This is a genomic window from Serratia sp. X3, from assembly GCF_014982455.1.
In the GTDB taxonomy this organism is placed as follows: Bacteria; Pseudomonadota; Gammaproteobacteria; order Enterobacterales; family Enterobacteriaceae; genus Serratia; species Serratia ureilytica.
The window spans coordinates 482,473-502,545 of record NZ_JADCNB010000003.1; the positions used below are offsets into that span (position 1 = coordinate 482,473).

Annotated in this window: 16 protein-coding genes; 11 read left to right on the plus strand and 5 right to left on the minus strand. The window is 60.2% G+C overall.

Annotated features, from left to right (window positions below; genetic code table 11):
• The first annotated feature begins 10 nt into the window (after positions 1 to 10).
• A complete protein-coding gene (erpA, locus tag IMX17_RS16470; RefSeq protein WP_033641865.1) occupies positions 11 to 355 on the plus strand; it encodes an iron-sulfur cluster insertion protein ErpA in 345 nt (114 codons plus the stop codon).
• A 56-nt stretch (positions 356 to 411) separates the two neighbouring features.
• Here erpA and IMX17_RS16475 read toward each other — a convergent pair whose 3' ends face one another.
• From IMX17_RS16475 to mtnN, 4 genes are all read right to left on the minus strand, one after another.
• Complete coding sequence (locus tag IMX17_RS16475) at positions 412 to 645, minus strand: hypothetical protein (RefSeq protein WP_052759944.1); 234 nt, start codon at positions 643 to 645, stop codon at positions 412 to 414.
• Between the two features lie 201 nt (positions 646 to 846).
• Complete coding sequence (locus tag IMX17_RS16480; protein ID WP_033641866.1) at positions 847 to 1,461, minus strand: TRIC cation channel family protein; 615 nt, start codon at positions 1,459 to 1,461, stop codon at positions 847 to 849.
• A complete protein-coding gene (gene btuF / locus IMX17_RS16485; protein ID WP_193549988.1) occupies positions 1,461 to 2,267 on the minus strand; it encodes a vitamin B12 ABC transporter substrate-binding protein BtuF in 807 nt (268 codons plus the stop codon). Before btuF ends, IMX17_RS16480 begins: the two co-directional genes overlap by 1 nt.
• Position 2,268: 1 nt before the next feature.
• The gene (gene mtnN / locus IMX17_RS16490; RefSeq protein WP_193549989.1) at positions 2,269 to 2,970 is read right to left on the minus strand and encodes a 5'-methylthioadenosine/S-adenosylhomocysteine nucleosidase; all 702 of its coding nucleotides are present in this window, start codon (positions 2,968 to 2,970) and stop codon (positions 2,269 to 2,271) included.
• A 129-nt stretch (positions 2,971 to 3,099) separates the two neighbouring features.
• Between mtnN and dgt the strand changes: the two genes are divergently transcribed.
• Together dgt and degP are read left to right on the plus strand one after the other, a co-directional pair.
• Positions 3,100 to 4,617 carry a dGTPase gene (gene dgt / locus IMX17_RS16495; RefSeq protein WP_046898137.1) on the plus strand — a complete coding sequence of 506 codons (1,518 nt, stop codon included), beginning with the start codon at positions 3,100 to 3,102 and terminating at the stop codon, positions 4,615 to 4,617.
• Between the two features lie 181 nt (positions 4,618 to 4,798).
• Positions 4,799 to 6,241, plus strand: a complete 1,443-nt coding sequence (gene degP, locus IMX17_RS16500; protein ID WP_033651660.1) for a serine endoprotease DegP — start codon at positions 4,799 to 4,801, stop codon at positions 6,239 to 6,241.
• A gap of 68 nt (positions 6,242 to 6,309) precedes the next feature.
• On the opposite strand, the gene barA is transcribed toward degP, so the two are convergent.
• Entirely contained in the window at positions 6,310 to 9,036 is a 2,727-nt protein-coding gene (gene barA / locus IMX17_RS16505; protein WP_046898138.1) for a two-component sensor histidine kinase BarA, read from the minus strand.
• A 66-nt stretch (positions 9,037 to 9,102) separates the two neighbouring features.
• Here barA and rlmD point away from each other — a divergent pair, with 66 nt between their 5' ends.
• From rlmD to IMX17_RS16545, 8 genes are all read left to right on the plus strand, one after another.
• Positions 9,103 to 10,452, plus strand: coding sequence for a 23S rRNA (uracil(1939)-C(5))-methyltransferase RlmD (gene rlmD / locus IMX17_RS16510; RefSeq protein ID WP_193549990.1), 1,350 nt, complete (start codon positions 9,103 to 9,105; stop codon positions 10,450 to 10,452).
• A gap of 9 nt (positions 10,453 to 10,461) precedes the next feature.
• Positions 10,462 to 12,693, plus strand: a complete 2,232-nt coding sequence (gene relA / locus IMX17_RS16515) for a GTP diphosphokinase (RefSeq protein WP_089194286.1) — start codon at positions 10,462 to 10,464, stop codon at positions 12,691 to 12,693.
• A 99-nt stretch (positions 12,694 to 12,792) separates the two neighbouring features.
• On the plus strand, positions 12,793 to 13,587 hold the full coding sequence (gene mazG / locus IMX17_RS16520) for a nucleoside triphosphate pyrophosphohydrolase (protein ID WP_116286807.1): 795 nt from the start codon (positions 12,793 to 12,795) through the stop codon (positions 13,585 to 13,587).
• 351 nt (positions 13,588 to 13,938) lie between these two features.
• Complete coding sequence (gene pyrG, locus IMX17_RS16525; protein ID WP_004932674.1) at positions 13,939 to 15,576, plus strand: glutamine hydrolyzing CTP synthase; 1,638 nt, start codon at positions 13,939 to 13,941, stop codon at positions 15,574 to 15,576.
• Positions 15,577 to 15,657: 81 nt separating this feature from the next.
• On the plus strand, positions 15,658 to 16,953 hold the full coding sequence (eno, locus tag IMX17_RS16530) for a phosphopyruvate hydratase (RefSeq protein ID WP_004932670.1): 1,296 nt from the start codon (positions 15,658 to 15,660) through the stop codon (positions 16,951 to 16,953).
• A gap of 283 nt (positions 16,954 to 17,236) precedes the next feature.
• Entirely contained in the window at positions 17,237 to 18,427 is a 1,191-nt protein-coding gene (locus IMX17_RS16535) for an FAD/NAD(P)-binding oxidoreductase (protein ID WP_193549991.1), read from the plus strand.
• Positions 18,424 to 18,828 carry a hypothetical protein gene (locus IMX17_RS16540; protein WP_193549992.1) on the plus strand — a complete coding sequence of 135 codons (405 nt, stop codon included), beginning with the start codon at positions 18,424 to 18,426 and terminating at the stop codon, positions 18,826 to 18,828. The genes IMX17_RS16535 and IMX17_RS16540 overlap by 4 nt, the downstream gene beginning before the upstream one ends.
• 30 nt (positions 18,829 to 18,858) lie before the next feature.
• The gene (locus IMX17_RS16545) at positions 18,859 to 20,055 is read left to right on the plus strand and encodes a methionine gamma-lyase (protein ID WP_193549993.1); all 1,197 of its coding nucleotides are present in this window, start codon (positions 18,859 to 18,861) and stop codon (positions 20,053 to 20,055) included.
• Positions 20,056 to 20,073 lie beyond the last annotated feature (18 nt).

Sequence of the window (20,073 nt, forward strand, 5' to 3'; positions counted from 1 at the left end):
AGTAAAGAGTATGAGTGATGAAACGGCACTGCCCCTGCAATTTACCGAGGCAGCAGCAAACAAGGTCAAGTACCTGATTGCTGACGAAGAAAATCCGAACCTGAAGTTGCGGGTTTACATTACCGGCGGCGGCTGCAGTGGATTCCAGTACGGTTTCACTTTTGACGACAAGGTCAACGATGGCGACATGACCATCGAGAAGCAGGGCGTGGCGCTGGTGGTCGATCCGATGAGCCTGCAGTATCTGGTTGGCGGTTCGGTCGACTACACCGAAGGGCTGGAAGGATCGCGCTTCGTGGTGACCAACCCGAATGCCAAAACCACCTGCGGTTGCGGTTCGTCGTTCAGCATCTGAGTTTGCCTGTCAGAATATCAACCCGCTCGCTTTCCGGCCGGCGGGTTTTTTTATGTCTACCATTCCACCAGGATCACTTCCGCGCCGCTCTCCTGCGTCGGTGGGGTGCGGATGACCTTCGGTTGAGCCGCCGCATGGCTGCATTCGGCCTGTGGCGCAGCGGCTTCGAGGCGCACGGCGCATTGCGGTTCAATGGTCAGGGTAACGCCGATCTGGCCGCTGACGGCATCGGCATAGACGGCGCCACTCAGCAGGGCGCCACAGCAGGCAAGCAGAATTTTTTTCATCATTGCGGGAATAGCCATCCGTAAGCCATCTTGTGATGACTTATCGGCAAAAAGTTAAAAAGTTTTAACAGCGCGGGGAAAGCATTAACCTGAGGGTTACAGAATTTTACATCGTCACTACGCTATTTTTCGGGTGAAAATAATACCACCGAACCCGTTTTTAGTCTAATAAATCACCAGGTCGCCGCCCCGCAGGGCGGCGGCTCAGCGTTCGAGAATAAAGGCGGGCAGCTTGAGGTGCCAGCGGATGGCCGCCAGCCGAATGGCCAGCGTGATGACCATACCCAGCATCATGGCCTGTTGCAGCGGCATGTTGAAGGTGTAAAACGCCGTGGCGTGCGCGATGCCGCCGATGATGCAGGCGGTGGCGTAAATTTCGGTGCGCAGGATCATCGGGATCTCGCGCGCCAGCACGTCGCGGATAATGCCGCCGCCGACGCCGGTGATCACCCCCATGCAGATCGCCACCAGCGGGCCGGTGCCGGCCGCGAAAGCCTTGTTGACGCCGATGCCGACGAACACCGCCAGCCCGACGGCGTCGAGCACCGGCAGCACCCATTTCGGCAGGCGGCGCGGCTGGCGCACCAGCAACAGCGTCAAGACGCAGGTGATCATCGCCACCACCAGATCGGTGGGATCCTTGACCCAGAACACCGGGCCGTTGGCCAGCGCCATATCGCGGATGGTGCCGCCGCCAACCGCGGTGACCACGCCCAACACCAACACGCCGAACGGATCCATGCGCAGCTTGCCGGCCAGCAGTACGCCGGAGACGGCGAACACCGCCGTGCCGAGAATATCCAGCCAGAACACCAGCATCAGCGGATCTCCGCCAGCTGGCGGCACAGCTGCTGCGCCGCCAACAGCAGCCGCGGCCCACCGCGATTGAACCAGTCTTCGTTCAGCGCGATCACCGGTACCTGCAGCTGAGGCGCCCAGAAGGCTTTCACATTGGCGGCCTCTTTCGCGCCGCCGGTGATGACGATGGCCTGGGGTTGGCGCGCCAGCACCTGCTCGCGGCTGATCTGCGGCCAAGGCGTGCGGCTGTCGGCGAAGACGTTCTGCGCGCCGCACAGCGCCAACACCTGGCTCTGCAGCGTGGCGCCGGAGCTGGTGAACAGCGGCTGGGTGCCGAACTGCAGCAACACGCGTCGCGGAGGATTATCGGCGTACTGTTGCCTGAGAGCAGCGAACTGACGGCGAAGGCCGGCGGCGGCCTGATGCGCCTGGTCCGGGTGCGGGCTGTATTGCGCCAGCTTATCCAGCAAGCCGGCGATCCCTTCGAGATTATCGGCGTCCGCATAGAAGATCGGAATGCCGAATGCGGCGAGCTGATCCAGCACGCGCTGCGGATTACCGCCGCGCCAGGCGAGGATCAGATCCGGCTTGAGCGCCAGCACCCGCTCCAGGTTGATGCCCTGCCAGGAGGCCACCTGCTCCAGCCTGGCGGCCTGCGGCGGATAATCGGAATAGGCGCTCGCCGCCACCAGCACCTCGCCCATGCCGGCGGCATAGGCGAGTTCGGTCGCATTGGGCGCCAGGCTGATCACTCGCTGGGCGGCCCCGGCCGGCAGGGCCAGCCAGAATGCCAGCAGCCAGAGCGCCGAGGTGAAGCGCCGCCTCACATCAACCGCGCTTGGCCAGGGTTTGCAGCATGGTGTTGACCATCAGCGTAGACTGCTTGGCCGCTACCACCAGGAACTCGTCAAAGCTCATGTGCGACTCGCTGTCGGCGACGTCGGAAATGGCGCGCACCACCACGAACGGCGTGCCGAACAGATGGCAGACGTGGGCGATCGCCGCGGCTTCCATTTCCACGGCGGCGACGCGCGGGAAGGTGGCGCGGATGCGCGCCAGCGGCTCGGCGCCGTTGATGAAGGCGTCACCGCTGCAGATCAGGCCGCGCACCGCGTGCAGCTCCAGCTGTTTGATGCAGCTTTCCGCCAGCGCGATCAGCGCGTCGTCGGCGACGAACGCCGCCGGGCAGCCGGCCATCTGGCCCGGCTCGTAGCCGAAGGCGGTGACGTCGGCGTCGTGGTAGCGCACTTCTTCCGACACTACGATGTCGCCCACGCGCAGCGTGCTGGCCAGGCCGCCGGCGGAGCCGGTATTGATCACCACGTCCGGGCTGCAGTGCTCCAGCAGCAGGGTGGTGCCCATGGCTGCGGAGACTTTGCCGATGCCGGATTTCAGCAGGGCCACTTCAACGCCGCCGATCTGGCCGGTGTAGATTTCGCAGCCCGCGCGCTGGATGGTTTGACGGTTTTCGATTTGATCGCGCAGCAGGGTGACTTCCTGCTCCATTGCGCCGATGATGCCTACTTTCATAAATAACACTCGCTGATTGGCCGTGAGAATTGCGGCATAGTCTATCATGGCTGTGTATCAGAGATAATGCGTTGCATCCGCCGCCGGGAATTGTTATCACGGGGGCAGGGCGCAACGGCGGAGAAACAGATGTCCGGGATCGACTTCAAGCAAAAAATCAGCTTCCAACGGCCTTTCAGCAAACCGATCGAGGCCGAGGAAGAGTACGACATCGTGCGGCAGTTCGAGAGCGATCGCGGGCGCATCGTCAACTCGGCCGCCATCCGCCGTTTGCAGCAAAAAACCCAGGTGTTTCCGCTCGAGCGCAACGCGGCGGTGCGCAGCCGCCTGACGCACTCGATGGAGGTGCAGCAGGTCGGGCGCCATATCGCCAAAGAGATCCTCAACCGCTTCAAACAGGCGGGGAAGATCGATGAATTCGGCCTGACCCGGCTGCTCGATCCGTTTGAGAGCATCGTGGAAATGGCCTGTCTGATGCACGATATCGGCAATCCGCCGTTCGGTCACTTCGGCGAGTCGGCGATCAACGACTGGTTCGCCCAGCGCCTCGATCCCGCCAGCTGCGGCAGCGAGCCGGGCAGTCACGATCGCTGCCAGGTCGCGGCGCTGCGCCTGCATGAAGGGGAGAGCGATCTGAACCGGCTGCGCAGCCGGATCCGTCAGGATCTCAGCCACTTCGAGGGCAACGCCCAGGCGATCCGCATGGTGTACAGCCTGCTGAAACTCAATCTAACCTACGCGCAGGTCGGCTGCATTTTGAAATACACCCGCCCGGCTTATTGGGCGGGCGACATCCCCGCCAGCCACAGCTATTTGATGAAAAAGCCCGGCTATTATCTGGCGGAAGAAGCCTTTGTCGATCGGCTGCGGCGCGAGCTGCACATGGGCGAGTTCGATCGTTTTCCGCTGACCTACATCATGGAGGCCGCCGACGATATCTCGTACTGCGTGGCCGATCTGGAAGACGCGGTGGAGAAGAGCATTTTCACCGTCGAGCAGCTGTATCAGCACCTGATTCAGGAGTGGGGCGAGGTGGCGCCGGGCGATCTGTTCGACAAGACCGTCGCCAGCGCGTTTCGCAAGATCGATCGCGGCGGCGCGCGGCGCAGCGCAGAAGATCAGTTCTTCATGTATCTGCGGGTGTTTACCGTGGCGCGGCTGGTGCCGCACGCGGCGCAGCGCTTTATCGACAATCTGGACGCGGTTTATCAGGGCAGTTTCAATCAGGCGCTGCTGGAGGATTCCAGCCCGGCCTATCGGCTGCTGAAAATATTTAAAAATGTGGCGTTCAAGCATGTGTTCAACCACCCGGAGGTCGAGCAGCTCGAGCTGCAAGGCTACCGGGTGATCAGCGGCCTGCTGGACATTTACAGCCCGCTGCTGGCGATGTCGCTGGCGGACTTCAGCCGGTTGGTGCGCGAGGACAGCCATCGCGCCTACCCGATCGAAACGCGCCTGTTCCACAAGCTGTCCACCAAGCATCGGCTGGCTTATGTGGAAGCGGTAGAAGGGTTGCAGCATTTATCGCCGGAGCAGCAAACCATTCGGGAATATTATTTCCGCGCGCGTTTATTGCAGGACTATATCAGCGGAATGACCGACCTTTATGCCTATGATGAATATCGTCGATTAATGGCGGCGGAATAATTAAGCGGAGGAATAATTATCAGCAATTCCAACCGGTTGGCTGTCTCGAGTTTTGTAAAGACGAACAATATTTGTTTACTATTGCCAATCATCTGTGCCGGAACTTCGGGCTATTAATTAACTCTGAATAAGCACGCAAGACAGCCATTCTTTTTTGAACGACTTTATAAGAGACACACAGATGAAAAAAACCGCATTAGTTCTGAGCGCACTGGCATTCAGCATCGGTATGGCGATGGGCCCGGTAACGGCCAGCGCCGCTGAAACCGCGTCTTCCAGCACCCAGCAGTTGCCGAGCCTGGCACCGATGCTGGAGAAGGTGATGCCTTCCGTCGTTAGCATTAACGTTGAGGGCAGCACCACGGTCAATACGCCGCGCATGCCGCAACAGTTCCAACAGTTCTTCGGTGAAGATTCGCCGTTCTGCCAGGACGGTTCGCCGTTCCAGGGCTCGCCGATGTGTCAGGGCGCTGAACAGCCCGGACCGGATGGCCAGCAGCCGCAGGGCACGCAGCAGAAATTCCAGGCGCTGGGCGCCGGGGTGGTCATCGATGCCGCCAAGGGCTATGTGGTGACCAACAATCACGTGGTGGACAACGCCAACAAGATCCAGGTGCAGCTGAGCGACGGTCGCCGTTTCGACGCCAAAGTGATCGGCAAGGATCCGCGTTCCGACATCGCCCTGATCCAGCTGAAAGACTTCAAGAATCTGACGGCGATCAAGATGGCGGACTCCGATCAGCTGCGCGTCGGCGATTACACCGTGGCGATCGGCAACCCGTACGGGCTGGGTGAAACCGCCACCTCGGGCATCGTGTCCGCCCTGGGGCGCAGCGGCCTGAACATCGAAAACTACGAAAACTTTATCCAGACCGATGCGGCGATCAACCGCGGCAACTCCGGCGGCGCGCTGGTTAACCTGAACGGCGAGCTGATCGGCATCAACACCGCGATCCTGGCGCCGGACGGCGGCAACATCGGCATCGGCTTCGCCATTCCGAGCAATATGGTGAAAAACCTGACGGCGCAAATGGTCGAGTATGGCCAGGTGAAACGCGGCGAGCTGGGCATCATGGGCACCGAGCTGAACTCGGAGCTGGCCAAGGCGATGAAGGTCGACGCGCAGCGTGGCGCCTTCGTCAGCCAGGTAATGCCGAAATCTTCCGCCGCGAAGGCGGGCATCAAGGCCGGCGACGTGATCGTCACCATGAACGGCAAGGCCATCTCCAGCTTCGCCTCGTTCCGGGCAGAGATTGGCACGCTGCCGGTCGGCAGCAAGATGTCGCTGGGCATTATCCGCGACGGCAAGCCGGTAACGATTGACGTCACGCTGGAGCAAAGCGCGCAGACCCAGGTGGCCTCGGGCAATATCTACACCGGCATTGAAGGCGCCGAGCTGAGCAATACCCAGGTCGGCAACGTGAAAGGCGTTAAGGTCGACAGCGTGAAAGCCGGCAGCGCCGCCGCGCGTATCGGCCTGAAAAAGGGCGACGTGATCCTGGGCGTGAACCAACAGCCGATCCAGAACCTGGGCGAGCTGCGTAAAATCCTCGACAGCAAACCGTCGGTGCTGGCGTTGAATATTCAGCGCGGCGATAGCCAGCTGTACCTGCTGGCGCAGTGATAAACGTCAGGCGCTAAAAGCAACAAAGGCACGCTACGGCGTGCCTTTTTGCATTATGGCCTGAGGATTCAGGCCGGTTGCGCCAGATGCGCGCGCGCCGCGTGGATCACCAGTTCAATCTCATCCAACAGCTCCAGCCACTCCGGCTCCAGTTCGTCGTTGGTGATGCCCTGGCGCAGCTGCCGCTCGAGGTAGAAACACAGCTGCTTGAGGCGCGGCACGCCGCTGTAGCTGCAGCTGCCATGCAGCTTATGGACCAGGTCGAGGATCTCGTCGTCGTGTTGCCCCTCGAGCAGCGCCTGCACCCGTTCGCGCACCTGCGGCAGGAAATCGAGCAGCATTTGCAGCAGATCGCGCGCCAGATCCGGCTTATTGGCCGCCTGGCGCAGCGCCAGCGGCCAGTCGAGCGACAGCGGGGCATCGTCGGCGACGGCGTTTTCCACGTCGCCGCTGTGGTAGCGCGACAGCACGCGGGTCAGCATTTTCTCGTCGATCGGCTTGGCCAGGTAGTCGTCCATCCCCGCCTGCAGCAGATGCTCGCGTTCGCCGCTGGCGGCATGGGCAGTGACGGCGACGATCGGGGTGGAGTTGTGGTGCGGCAGTTGGCGGATCAGTTCGCTGGCGTGAATGCCGTCCATCTTCGGCATTTGAATGTCCATCAGGATCAGATCCAGCACGTTGTTGCGCGCCAGCGCCAGCGCTTCCTCACCGCTCTCGCACAGCAGCGTTTTTTCCACCTGTTCGCCCAGCAGCGTGCCGATCAGCTTCAGGTTGGCCGGGTTGTCGTCGACCGCCATCACCGTCAGCGGCAGGCGTTTACGCTCAGGCGGGGCGGCAAGCCGATCGGGCGTCTCCATTCTCAGCAGCGGGAACAGACGCGTGCTGGTGATAGGCTTGATCAGGCAGCCGAGCGCGCCTTGTTGCTTAAGCAGCTCGGCGTCGATCTGCGCCTGGCACGGCAGCGCCAGAATGACCCGATCGGCCAGCTTGAGCGAGGCCAACAATTTGTCCTGGTGCTGCGCCATGTTGTCGCGGAACGGGATCGGCACGCCGGCCAGCAGGAAGTCATAGTGGCCTTGTGGCAGTTGACCCAACGTCGGCGAGTGGGTAATCACCAACTGCGTGACGCTGAGCATGTTGAGCGTCGCCTGCGCCGCCGTCGGGTTGGACTCGATGTAGGCGAGCGTTTTGCCGTTCAGATCCGGCAGGCTCGGCGCCAGCGACAGCATGCCTTCGTTCAGATCGAGCGTGATGTGGAACCAGAAGGTCGAGCCACGGTTCAACTGGCTGTGGAAGCAGATATCGCCGCCCATCTCCTTCACCAGTTTTTGCGTGATCACCAGCCCCAGCCCGGTACCGCCGTGGCGGCGGGAGATGCTGGCGTCCGCCTGGCGGAACGCCTGGAACAGCTGCGACTGCTGGCGTTCGGAGATGCCGATGCCGGTGTCGTGGATCTGCACTTCCACTTCCACCCGGCGCTCCAGCTGTTTGCGCAGCTCGACGCGAATATCGATATTGCCGGTTTCGGTGAACTTGATGGCGTTGCCCAGCAGGTTGGTGATGATTTGCTGCAGGCGCAGCGAGTCGCCGATCACCTGCTCCGGCACGTCGTTGTGCACATCCAGCGTCAGCTCCAACCCTTTGTCATGTGCGCTGGGGGCCAGCAGCACCACCACTTCGTCCAGCGTTTCGCGCAGGGCGAACGGAATATGCTCCAGCACCAGTTTGCCGGCCTCCAGCTTGGAGAAGTCCAGCACGTCATTGATGATGGTCAGCAGGTTGTTGGCCGAGCGCTCGATGGTCTGCAAATAGTCGGTCTGGGTCGCGCTCAGATCGGTTTTCAGCATCTGGCGGGTAAAACCGATCACACCGTTGAGCGGGGTACGCAGCTCGTGCGACATGTTGGCCAGGAATTCGGACTTGATGCGCGCCGCCTCCTGCGCGCGTTTTTTCGCCAGATCCAGTTCGACGTTCTGGATCTCCATCTGCTCCAGCGTTTCACGCAGGTCGGACGTGGCCTGATCGATGTTCTGCTGCATCTCTTCGTGATAGGCGGTGAGCGACATCGCCATCGAGTTGATGCCGTTCTTCAGCATGTGCAGCTCGCCGAGCATGTAGCCCTCCACGCGGCTGTCGAGCTGGCCGCGGCGGATGCGATCGACGGTGTTCACCATGTTGCGGATCGGGCCGGTCACGTCGCGCATCAGGCGGTAAGCGAACAGGATGGCGATGCACATGCACAGCAGCAGCAGCAGGGTGGAGACGAACACCTCTTTATACTGCTGCAGCCGCACCGACTGCAGATCCAGCTCGATCGCCACATAGCCCAGGTTGTTGTCGGGGTGGCTGCCGCCGTCGGCGGTTTCATCCGGATACTGATTTTCCGACAGGATCGGCGTGCGCAGGATCAGCGAATCGCCGCGCCGGGTGAGCATCAGTTCGGTGGGCAACGGCACGCCTTTCGGCAACTGCAGCTGGGCGAAGTTGTGGTGATAATTGGAGGTGACGAACAGGTTGTTCTGCGCATCGAACACGGTGATCGAGCGCACGATGTCCGAATGGCGGCGGTGCAGCAGGCTGACCAGTTGCCTGACCGATTCGCGGCTGCGGAACGTCATGCCGTACTCGCTGGCTACCGCCAGCGGCTCGATGATGCTGGCGCCGGCGTCGACCAATTGCTCCTGCAGCTCGTTATAGCGGTGCACCACGAAGAAGGTGCTGAGCAGCAAACCAATCAGCAAGGTCGGGGCCAGAATCAGGATCATCATGCGCGCACGCAGGCTGTATTTGGTCATGGGATTCCAATGTGGGAGAATTGACAGCTGACACTAGCTTAATGAACCAGCACACAATCGACAAATATGGCGCAATTCTACTCTCCCAAACGCCGCGTGACGACCCGGCAGAGCTCACAAATCTTCACCGTGACGGTGAGCGATCTCGATCCTTTCGGCCAGGGCGTGGCGCGCCACGACGGCAAAGCGGTGTTCGTGCCGGGCGTATTGCCGGGCGAGCAGGCGGAAATCCAGCTGACCGAAGACAAGCGCCAGTTCGCCAAAGGCAAGCTCAAGCGCCTGCTGAGCCGCAGCCCGCAGCGGGTGGAGCCGCGCTGCCCGCATTTCGGCGTGTGCGGCGGCTGCCAGCAGCAACATGCGGATGAGGCGCTGCAACAGCAGAGCAAGGCGGCGGCGCTGGTGCGCATGATCGCCCGCGAAACCGGAGTAACCCCGCAACAGGAACCGGTGATCGCCGGCCCGGAATACGGCTATCGCCGCCGCGCCCGCCTGAGCCTGGCGTGGCAGCCGAAGCTGCAGCGCCTGATGATGGGGTTTCGACAGGCGGCCTCCAGCGAGCTGGTGGCGGTGGAGCACTGCCCGGTGCTGCGCCCGGAGCTGGAGCAGCTGCTGGCGCCGGTGCGCGCCTGCCTGAGCGGGCTGCAGGCGGTGCGGCGGCTGGGGCATGTAGAGCTGGTGCTGGCGGATAACGGCCCGCTGCTGGTGCTGCGCCATCTCGACGCCCTGAAAGAGGCGGATCGCCAGGCGCTGTTGGCGTTTGGCGAGCGGGAAAAGGTCGCCGTTTATCTGGCGCCGGACAGCGATCGGGTGGAAAAACTGTGCGGTGAAACGCCGTATTATCAGGTTGACGGGCTACGCTTAGACTTCAGTCCGCGCGACTTTATTCAGGTTAATGATGCCGTAAACCAACAAATGGTGGCGCAGGCCCTTGAATGGCTCGACATTCAACCCAATGATCGGGTGCTGGACCTGTTCTGCGGCATGGGGAATTTCACCCTGCCGCTGGCGCGCCACGCCGCTGCGGTGGTGGGCATCGAAGGTGTTGCCACGCTGGTAGCGAATGGGCAATATAATGCACATAAGAATAAGCTGAATAATGCGTCGTTCTTCCATGAAAATCTGGAGGACGACGTTGAGCGGCAACCTTGGGCAGCACAAGGGTTTGATAAGGTGATGCTGGATCCCGCCCGCGCCGGTGCGGCCGGGGTGATGTCACACATTGTAAAACTGGCGCCGGCGCGGGTGGTGTATGTTTCCTGTAACCCCACCACGCTGGCTCGCGACAGCAAAGTGCTGTTGAACGCCGGTTATCGTCTTGCGCGCGTGCGGATGTTGGATATGTTTCCGCACACGGGGCATCTTGAATCAATGGCGCTGTTTATCAACGAGCGCGCGCCAGAGGTCGCTGCAAAGTAGGGAGAAGTTATGGTTGCGGTAAGAAGTGCACATCTGAATACGGCGGGTGAGTTCGCTCTCGATGAGTGGATCGCCGGCTTGGGGCTACCCAACCCGCAGTCATGTGAGCGATTGGCCGCAACCTGGCGTTATTGTGAGCAGCAGACCCAAAACCATCCCGACGCCTCGCTGCTGTTGTGGCGCGGCCTGGAGATGGTGGAAATCCTCTCGACGCTGAGCATGGATAACGACAGCATGCGCGCCGCGCTGCTGTTCCCGCTGGTGGATGCCGGCATCGTGCAGGAAGAGGTCCTGACGGAAACGTTCGGCAAGGGCATCGTCGCCCTGGTGCATGGCGTGCGGGACATGGACGCCATTCGCCAACTGAAAGCCACCCAAAACGACTCGATGGCCTCCGAACAGGTCGACAACGTGCGCCGCATGCTGCTGGCGATGGTGGAGGATTTCCGCTGCGTCGTCATCAAGCTGGCGGAGCGCATCGCCCACCTGCGCGAGGTGAAAGACGCGCCGGAAGACGAACGCGTGCTGGCGGCGAAAGAGTGTTCCAACATCTATGCGCCGTTGGCTAACCGGCTCGGCATCGGCCAGCTGAAGTGGGAGCTGGAGGATTTCTGCTTCCGCTACCTGCACCCGGAAGAATACAAGCGCATCGCCAAGCTGCTGCATGAGCGCCGCATCGATCGCGAACAGTTTATCGACGATTTCGTCGCCGGGCTGCGCGCCGAGATGGCCAAAGAAGGCATTCGGGTGGAGATCTACGGCCGGCCGAAACACATCTACAGCATCTGGCGCAAGATGCAGAAAAAGCACCTGGCGTTCGACGAACTGTTCGACGTGCGCGCGGTGCGCATCGTGGCGGAGCGTCTGCAGGATTGCTATGCGGCATTGGGCATCGTGCATACCCACTTCCGCCATCTGCCGGATGAGTTCGACGACTACGTCGCCAACCCCAAACCCAACGGCTACCAGTCGATCCACACCGTGGTGCTGGGGCCGCGCGGCAAAACCGTCGAGATTCAGATCCGCACCCGGCAAATGCACGAAGACGCCGAACTGGGGGTGGCCGCGCACTGGAAGTACAAAGAGGGCGCGGGGGTTACCGTGCGCTCCGGCTATGAAGAGCGCATCGCCTGGCTGCGTAAGCTGATCGCCTGGCAGGAAGAGATGGCGGACTCCGGCGAGATGCTCGACGAAGTGCGCAGCCAGGTGTTCGACGATCGGGTCTATGTCTTTACCCCAAAAGGCGACGTGGTCGATCTGCCGGCCGGCTCCACGCCGCTCGATTTCGCCTACCACATTCACAGCGACGTTGGTCACCGCTGCATCGGCGCCAAGATCGGCGGCCGCATCGTGCCGTTTACCTATCAGCTGAAGATGGGCGACCAGATTGAGATCATCACCCAGAAACAGCCGAACCCAAGCCGCGACTGGCTGAACCCGAACCTGGGCTACGTGACCACCAGCCGCGGGCGCTCGAAGATCCACAACTGGTTCCGCAAGCAGGATCGCGACAAGAACATTCTTGCCGGCCGCCAGATGCTGGACAACGAACTGGAACACCTCGGCATCAGCCTGAAAGAGGCCGAGAAGCTGCTGATCCCGCGCTACAACATGAACTCGCTGGACGAGGTGCTGGCGGCGATCGGCGGCGGGGACATTCGCCTGAACCAGATGGTGAATTACCTGCAGGGCAAGTTCAACAAGCCGAGCGCCGAAGAGCAGGATCGTGAGGCGCTGCGCCAGCTGGTGCAGCAGAAAGCGCCGCCGCCGGCCCGCAACAAGGATAACGGCCGCGTGGTGGTGGAGGGCGTGGGCAACCTGATGCACCACATCGCCCGCTGCTGCCAGCCGATCCCGGGCGACGACATCGTCGGCTTTATCACCCAGGGGCGCGGCATCTCGATCCACCGTGCGGACTGCGATCAGCTGGCCGATTTGCAATCGCATGCGCCGGAGCGCATCGTCGATGCGGTGTGGGGCGAAAGCTACTCCAGCGGTTATTCGCTGGTGGTGCGCGTGATGGCCAACGATCGCAGCGGCTTGCTGCGCGATATCACCACTATTCTGGCCAACGAAAAGGTCAACGTGCTGGGCGTCGCCAGCCGCAGCGACACCAAGAAACAGCTGGCCACCATCGACATGGATATCGAAATCTACAACCAGCAGGTGCTGGGGCGGGTGTTGGCGAAGCTGAACCAGCTGCCGGACGTGATAGACGCCAAGCGTCTGCACGGCAACTAACTCCTGCGCCTTTCGGGCCGCATCCGAGATCGATGCGGCCCGAACTCCATCAATTCCGGCGGACATGTCCGTGCGCCCCCATTTTCTCAGAGATTTTTTATGACCCAATCCACTCCGCTGCAGCGCCTGCTGAACATCATGAAAACGCTGCGCGACCCGCAGAACGGTTGTTCATGGGACCGCAAGCAAACCTTCGCCACCATTGCGCCCTACACGCTGGAAGAGACTTACGAAGTGCTGGACGCCATCGAACGGCAGGACTACGCCGATCTGCGCGACGAACTGGGCGACTTGCTGTTCCAGGTGGTGTTCTACGCCCAGATGGGGCAGGAACAGGGGCTGTTCGATTTTGATGAGGTGTGCACCGCCATCAGCGACAAGCTGGAGCGCCGTCATCCGCACATCTTCGGCGACGCCGAGGGAGGAGACAGCGAAGCCGTGGCGGCGCGCTGGGAGCAGCTCAAGGCCGGCGAGCGCGCCGAAAAAGCGCTGCACTCGGTGCTGGACGACATTCCGCAGGCGTTGCCGGCGTTGATGAAGGCGCACAAGATCCAAAAGCGCTGCGCCTCGGTCGGCTTCGACTGGAACACGCTGGGCCCGGTGCTGGACAAAGTGTATGAAGAGATCGACGAAGTGATGCACGAAGCCCGCCAGGCGGTGGTCGATGAGAGCAAGCTGGAAGAGGAGATCGGCGATCTGCTCTTCGCCACCGTGAACCTCTCGCGCCATTTGGGCCACAAGGCCGAGAACGCATTGCAGGCGGCCAACCGCAAGTTCGAGCGCCGTTTCCGCGAGGTGGAGGCGATCGTCAAGCAACGCGGGCTGCGGCTTGAAGACGCCACGCTGGAGCAGATGGAAGACGCCTGGCAGCAGGTGAAGCGCCAGGAAAGTTGAATCGCTGCAACGACAATGTTGATCGCAAACAAGGTTCACTCAGGCTGAAACGGTTAAGCTTGCGGTCAGGTCACAGGCGCAGGGCTGCCGTCGGCAGCAAAAGGCCAACAAACTGAAATCTAAGGTGTTTTATCGCTCGAGAGGGGCGGTAAAAAGAAATTTTCTCCGCTAACTCTTTGTATTTACTGGAGGGTTTTGGGCGCGCCGGCGGAGTAAACCCTGATGAACACGGGAGGGCGGCCGAGATGATGGACAGTAAAACGATCGTTTGTAGGTCAGGAGAGGTTCGGGTATACTACTTTCCCGTCCTGGTTCTTCCATCGTCTTTAAACCTAAACTCTCAGGTTCAGCATGACAACTAATTATATTTTTGTGACCGGCGGGGTCGTATCCTCTCTGGGTAAAGGCATTGCCGCAGCCTCTCTGGCGGCTATTCTTGAAGCCCGTGGCCTCAACGTTACCATCATGAAACTGGACCCGTACATCAACGTGGATCCGGGCACCATGAGCCCGATTCAGCATGGGGAGGTTTTCGTCACCGAAGACGGCGCAGAAACCGATCTGGATTTGGGTCACTACGAGCGCTTCATCCGCACCAAAATGTCGCGTCGCAACAACTTCACCACCGGCCGCATCTACTCCGACGTGCTGCGTAAAGAACGCCGCGGCGACTATCTGGGCGCGACCGTGCAGGTCATTCCGCACATCACCAACGCGATCAAAGAACGCATCATCGAAGGCGGCGAAGGCCACGATGTGGTGCTGGTGGAAATCGGCGGCACCGTCGGCGATATCGAATCGCTGCCGTTCCTCGAAGCCATCCGTCAGATGGCGGTGGAAGTGGGCCGCGAGCACACCCTGTACATGCACTTGACGCTGGTGCCGTACATGGCGGCGGCGGGCGAAGTGAAAACCAAGCCGACCCAGCATTCCGTAAAAGAGCTGCTTTCCATCGGTATTCAGCCTGATGTGCTGATTTGCCGTTCCGACCGCGCGGTTCCTGCTAACGAACGCGCGAAAATCGCGCTTTTCTGCAACGTGCCGGAAAAAGCGGTTATCTCTCTGAAAGACGTTGATTCTATTTATAAAATCCCAGGCCTATTGAAATCTCAGGGGCTGGACGATTATATTTGTAAACGATTCAGCCTGAACGCGCCGGAAGCCAACCTGGCCGAATGGGAACAGGTGATCTACGAAGAAGCCAATCCGGGCGGCGAAGTGACCATCGGTATGGTCGGCAAATACGTTGAGTTGCCGGACGCCTACAAGTCGGTGATCGAAGCGCTGAAGCACGGCGGGCTGAAAAACCGTCTGACCGTGAACATCAAGCTGATCGACTCGCAGGACGTGGAAACCCGCGGCGTGGAAGTGCTAAAAGGGCTGGACGCGATCCTGATCCCGGGCGGCTTCGGCTACCGCGGCGTGGAAGGCAAAGTGATGACTGCACGCTATGCGCGCGAGAACAACATTCCTTACCTGGGCATTTGCCTGGGCATGCAGGTGGCGTTGATGGAGTTCGCTCGCAACGTGGCGGGGATGGAGAACGCCAACTCCACCGAGTTTATGCCAGACTGTAAGTACCCGGTGGTGGCGTTGATCACCGAATGGCGCGATGAAGACGGCAACGTCGAAGTGCGCAGCGAAGAAAGCGATTTGGGCGGCACGATGCGCGTAGGTGGCCAACAGTGCAACCTGAGCGACAACAGCCTGGTGCGTCAGCTGTACGGCGAACCGACCATTGTCGAGCGTCATCGTCACCGTTACGAAGTTAACAACATGCTGTTGAAGCAGATCGAAGCCGCAGGGCTGCGTGTCGCCGGTCGTTCCGCCGACAACAAGCTGGTCGAGATCATTGAACTGCCGAATCACCCGTGGTTTGTGGCCTGTCAATTCCACCCGGAATTTACATCGACGCCGCGTGATGGGCATCCGCTGTTCGCCGGCTTCGTGAAAGCCGCAGGCGAGCATCAGAAGCGCCAGGTGAAATAAAATATTTGGTAGGCGGCGCGCGGTGAGAACCGCGCGCTGTTTGTCTGGAGTTTTAGTTTAACTTGTACTGAGGAAAACCTAATGTCCAAAATCGTTAAAGTCATCGGTCGTGAAATCATCGACTCCCGCGGTAACCCGACTGTTGAAGCCGAAGTTCATCTGGAAGGCGGTTTCGTCGGCCTGGCTGCTGCGCCGTCAGGTGCTTCTACCGGTTCCCGCGAAGCGCTGGAACTGCGTGACGGTGACAAGTCTCGTTTCCTGGGTAAAGGCGTACTGAAAGCCGTTGCTGCAGTAAACGGTCCGATTGCTCAGGCAGTACTGGGTAAAGATGCCAAAGACCAGGCGAACATCGACAAGATCATGATCGAGCTGGACGGCACCGAAAACAAATCCAACTTCGGTGCCAACGCCATTCTGGCGGTTTCCCTGGCAGCAGCGAAAGCGGCCGCAGCCTCTAAAGGCATGCCGCTGTACGAGCACATCGCTGAACTGAACGGCACCCCAGGCAAATTCTCCATGCCACTGCCGATGATGAACATCATCAACGGCGGCGAGCACGCTGACAACAACGTCGACATTCAGGAATTCATGATTCAGCCGGTTGGCGCGAAGACCCTGAAAGAAGCGGTGCGCATCGGTTCCGAAGTGTTCCACCACCTGGCGAAAGTTCTGAAAGCCAAAGGCATGAACACCGCCGTGGGCGACGAAGGCGGCTATGCGCCAAACCTGGGTTCCAACGCCGAAGCGCTGGCAGTTATCGCTGAAGCGGTAAAAGCGGCGGGCTACGAGCTGGGCAAAGACGTGACGCTGGCGATGGACTGCGCGGCTTCCGAATTCTACAAAGACGGTAAATACGTGCTGGCCGGCGAAGGCAACAAAGCCTTCACTTCCGAAGAGTTCACTCACTTCCTGGAAGAGCTGACCAAACAGTACCCAATCGTGTCTATCGAAGACGGCCTGGATGAATCCGACTGGGCGGGCTTCGCTTATCAGACCAAAGTGCTGGGCGACAAAATTCAGCTGGTGGGCGACGACCTGTTCGTGACCAACACCAAGATCCTGAAAGAAGGCATCGAGAAAGGCATCGCTAACTCCATCCTGATCAAGTTCAACCAGATCGGTTCTCTGACCGAAACGCTGGCGGCTATCAAGATGGCGAAAGACGCCGGCTACACCGCGGTGATCTCTCACCGTTCCGGTGAAACCGAAGACGCAACCATCGCCGACCTGGCGGTAGGTACTGCGGCTGGCCAGATCAAAACCGGTTCCATGAGCCGTTCTGACCGCGTTGCCAAGTACAACCAACTGATCCGTATCGAAGAAGCGCTGGGTGACCGTGCGCCGTTCAACGGCCTGAAAGAAGTTAAAGGCCAGTAAGTTCGACCGATTCGGTTGCTAAATAAAAACCCGCCGCGGCGGGTTTTTTTATGGCTGACGTACCGATGTTAACCCTGCTTTATTTATTAACAATCGCTGCGTTTACCCTAATAAATTTATTGTGCAGTTTTCTTGCCGGTTTTTATATTCCGTTTTTATTTGCTTTATAATTATTCGTTACTAGACTGCCAATAAGGCGGCGTTATTTTTTCTTGCCGTTAAATATCGCCATCATCGTAATGCGTTCTTTCATACTGCCGGGTTTCGGCTGGGGGAGGGCCAGATGCGACAGCGAGTCGTCATTGTCGGCGGTGGAACCGGCGGCACCATGCTAGCCAATCTGCTGGCCGTGAAATTGCACTGGGAAATTCTCAATAATAAAGTTGAGTTATTAATGATTTCGGATTCGCCGCTGCATTATTACAAGCCGGCGTTTATGTATGTGGCATTCAATAATTTTTTCAAGCAGGAGCTCACGCGTTCACAGCGGAGTTTATTGCGACCGGGAATACAGTTTGTCGTCGATAAAGCGGAATCTTTTGATTTAAAACAGCGGTATATCATTACGCAAAGCGGCAAGCATTATCCGTATGACTTTCTGGTTTTTGCTACCGGCTGTGTGCCCTGGCCGGAGCGCATCGAAGGGTTGGCGCAGGCGGGCGATCATTTCTACCAGTATCAGGCCGCGCGGCGGTTGGCGCATAAGCTGGCGACGATCGAGAAAGGCCGCATTTTCATCACCGTGTCCTTCCCTGAAACGCCTAATGTGCCCCATCAGTGCGGCATCGCGCCGATCGAAACCACCCTGATGCTGGACGACTACCTGCGGCGGCGCGGCGTGCGCAAGGCGGTGGAGATCGTTTATACCTACCCAACCATTTCTCAACTGCTGCGCAACTGTCTGTTTTTACAGCGCCCGACCGGCGAAGCGCTGCCCGCCATTTTTGCCGCACGCGACATTCGCCACCAGCGTGGGTTTACCCTCAGCCGGGTGGACGCTCAGCGCAACATCGCCTATTCCGCCGAGGGGGAAGAACAGCCGTTCGACATTCTGATGGCGACGCCGCCCATCCGTGCAGTGGAGGCGGTGCGCAATACCGGGTTGAGCGAGAGCCAAAACGGCGAAGGCTGGCTGCCGACCGATCATCAAACGCTGCAGGTCTACGGCCAGCAGGGGGTGTATGTCATAGGCGATACCGTGGATTTGCCGGTCAGCAAGGCCGGTGGCTCTTGCCATAATCAGGCGCCGGTCATTGCCGACAACATCGTGGCGGAAATGCGGCTGGGCCAAACCGTGAGTCATTACGACGGCAAGGTGCAGGCGGTCGCGCAAATGGGGCTGAATGCCGGCATGCCGCTGGTGTACGACTACCGTCACGACGTACTGCCGACGCCAGCCACCAAGGCGGGCGGCATGCTGCGCAACGGGTTTAACCGCGGCCTTTACTGGGCCACGGTAAGGGGGCTGATATGACGGAAAGCACGGTGCATGCGGCTGACCTGCAATCATTGGCGGCGTTGCTCGAGAAACTGCAGCCGCTGCTGGCGGGCGGCCGTTTGGATAACGTGATCGATCTGTTGTCGCTGCTGTCGGACGCAGTGGACATCGCCGACAACGCGCTGGTGGAGAAACTGGCCGGCGTCTTTGAAGGTTTTGTGACCATCGGTTGGGAAGGCGGAACGGCGCTGCAGATGGCGCACAGCGAGCTGCAATTGAATCCTCCGCCGGCCAGTTTTCGCGCGCTGTACGCCTTGCTGAAACAGCCGGATACCCTGCTGGGATTGACGCTGCTGCTGCGTACTTTACAAATCATCGGCCAGCGCACGCGAGACAGCGCATTGCCGCCGGCCCTTTCGGATGAATCAACAAATTAAGCTTCACCCACTCAGGTAAGGAGTTGTGTTATGTCCGCTACAGCAGTTGGCCACGACTTTGCCACCCGGGCTATTCATTACGGCTACGATCCTCAGCGCTATCAGGGGGCACTGTCTCCGCCGGTGTTTATGAGCTCTACGTTTGCTTTCCCCACCGCGGAATACGGCGGCGCCTGCTTTGCCGGCACCGAGCCGGGGTACTTTTACTCGCGCATCGCCAATCCGACGTTAAACCTGCTCGAGCAACGCGTCGCCAACCTGGAGGAGGGAGAGGCGGCGGTGGCGTTCGCTTCCGGCATGGGGGCGATCACCGCCTGTTGCTGGACGCTGCTCAGACCGGGCGATGAGCTGATTGTCGACGAAACCGTGTATGGTTGCACCTTCAGCTACTTTCATCATGGTCTGGCGCGCTTTGGCGTCAAGATAACCCACGTTGATCTGACCCGGCCGGAGCGGCTGGCGGCGGCCATTGGACCGCGTACCCGCCTGGTGTATTGCGAAACGCCGGCCAATCCCAATATGCGTTTGATCGATATCGCCGCCGTAGCGGAGATTGCCCATCGGCATCAGGCGCTGTTGCTGGTGGACAACACCTATTGCACGCCCTATCTGCAGCGGCCTTTGGCGTTAGGCGCCGATATCGTGGTGCACTCGGCGACCAAGTACCTCGGAGGACACGGCGATCTCCTGGCCGGAATAGCGGTGACGCGTCAGGCGTTGGCCGAGGCGATCCGTCTGGAGGGGCTAAAGGACATGACCGGGGCGGTGCTGTCGGCGCAGGATGCCGCGCTGGTGCTGCGCGGGATGAAAACCCTGCCGCTGCGCATGGAGCGTCATTGCGATAACGCGCAGCGCCTGGCGGAGATGTTGGCGGAGCATCCGGCGGTCGAGCGGGTATATTACCCCGGCCTGGCGAACTTCCCGCAGCATGCGTTGGCGCAGCGGCAAATGGCGCGCCCCGGCGGCATGCTGGCGTTTGAGCTGCGGGGTGGCCTGCGTGCGGGCATTTGCTTCCTCAACGCGCTGCAGCTCATCTTGCGCGCGGTCAGCCTGGGCGATTGCGAAAGCCTGGCGCAACACCCGGCCAGCATGACGCACTCGGCCTACACGCCGGAAGAGCGGAAACGGCACCACATCAGCGAGGGGCTGGTGCGGTTGTCCGCCGGGCTGGAGGCGTTTGACGATCTGCAGGCTGATATCCTGCAGGCGTTGGCGCAGGCGCAATAAAAAACCCGCCGCAGCGGG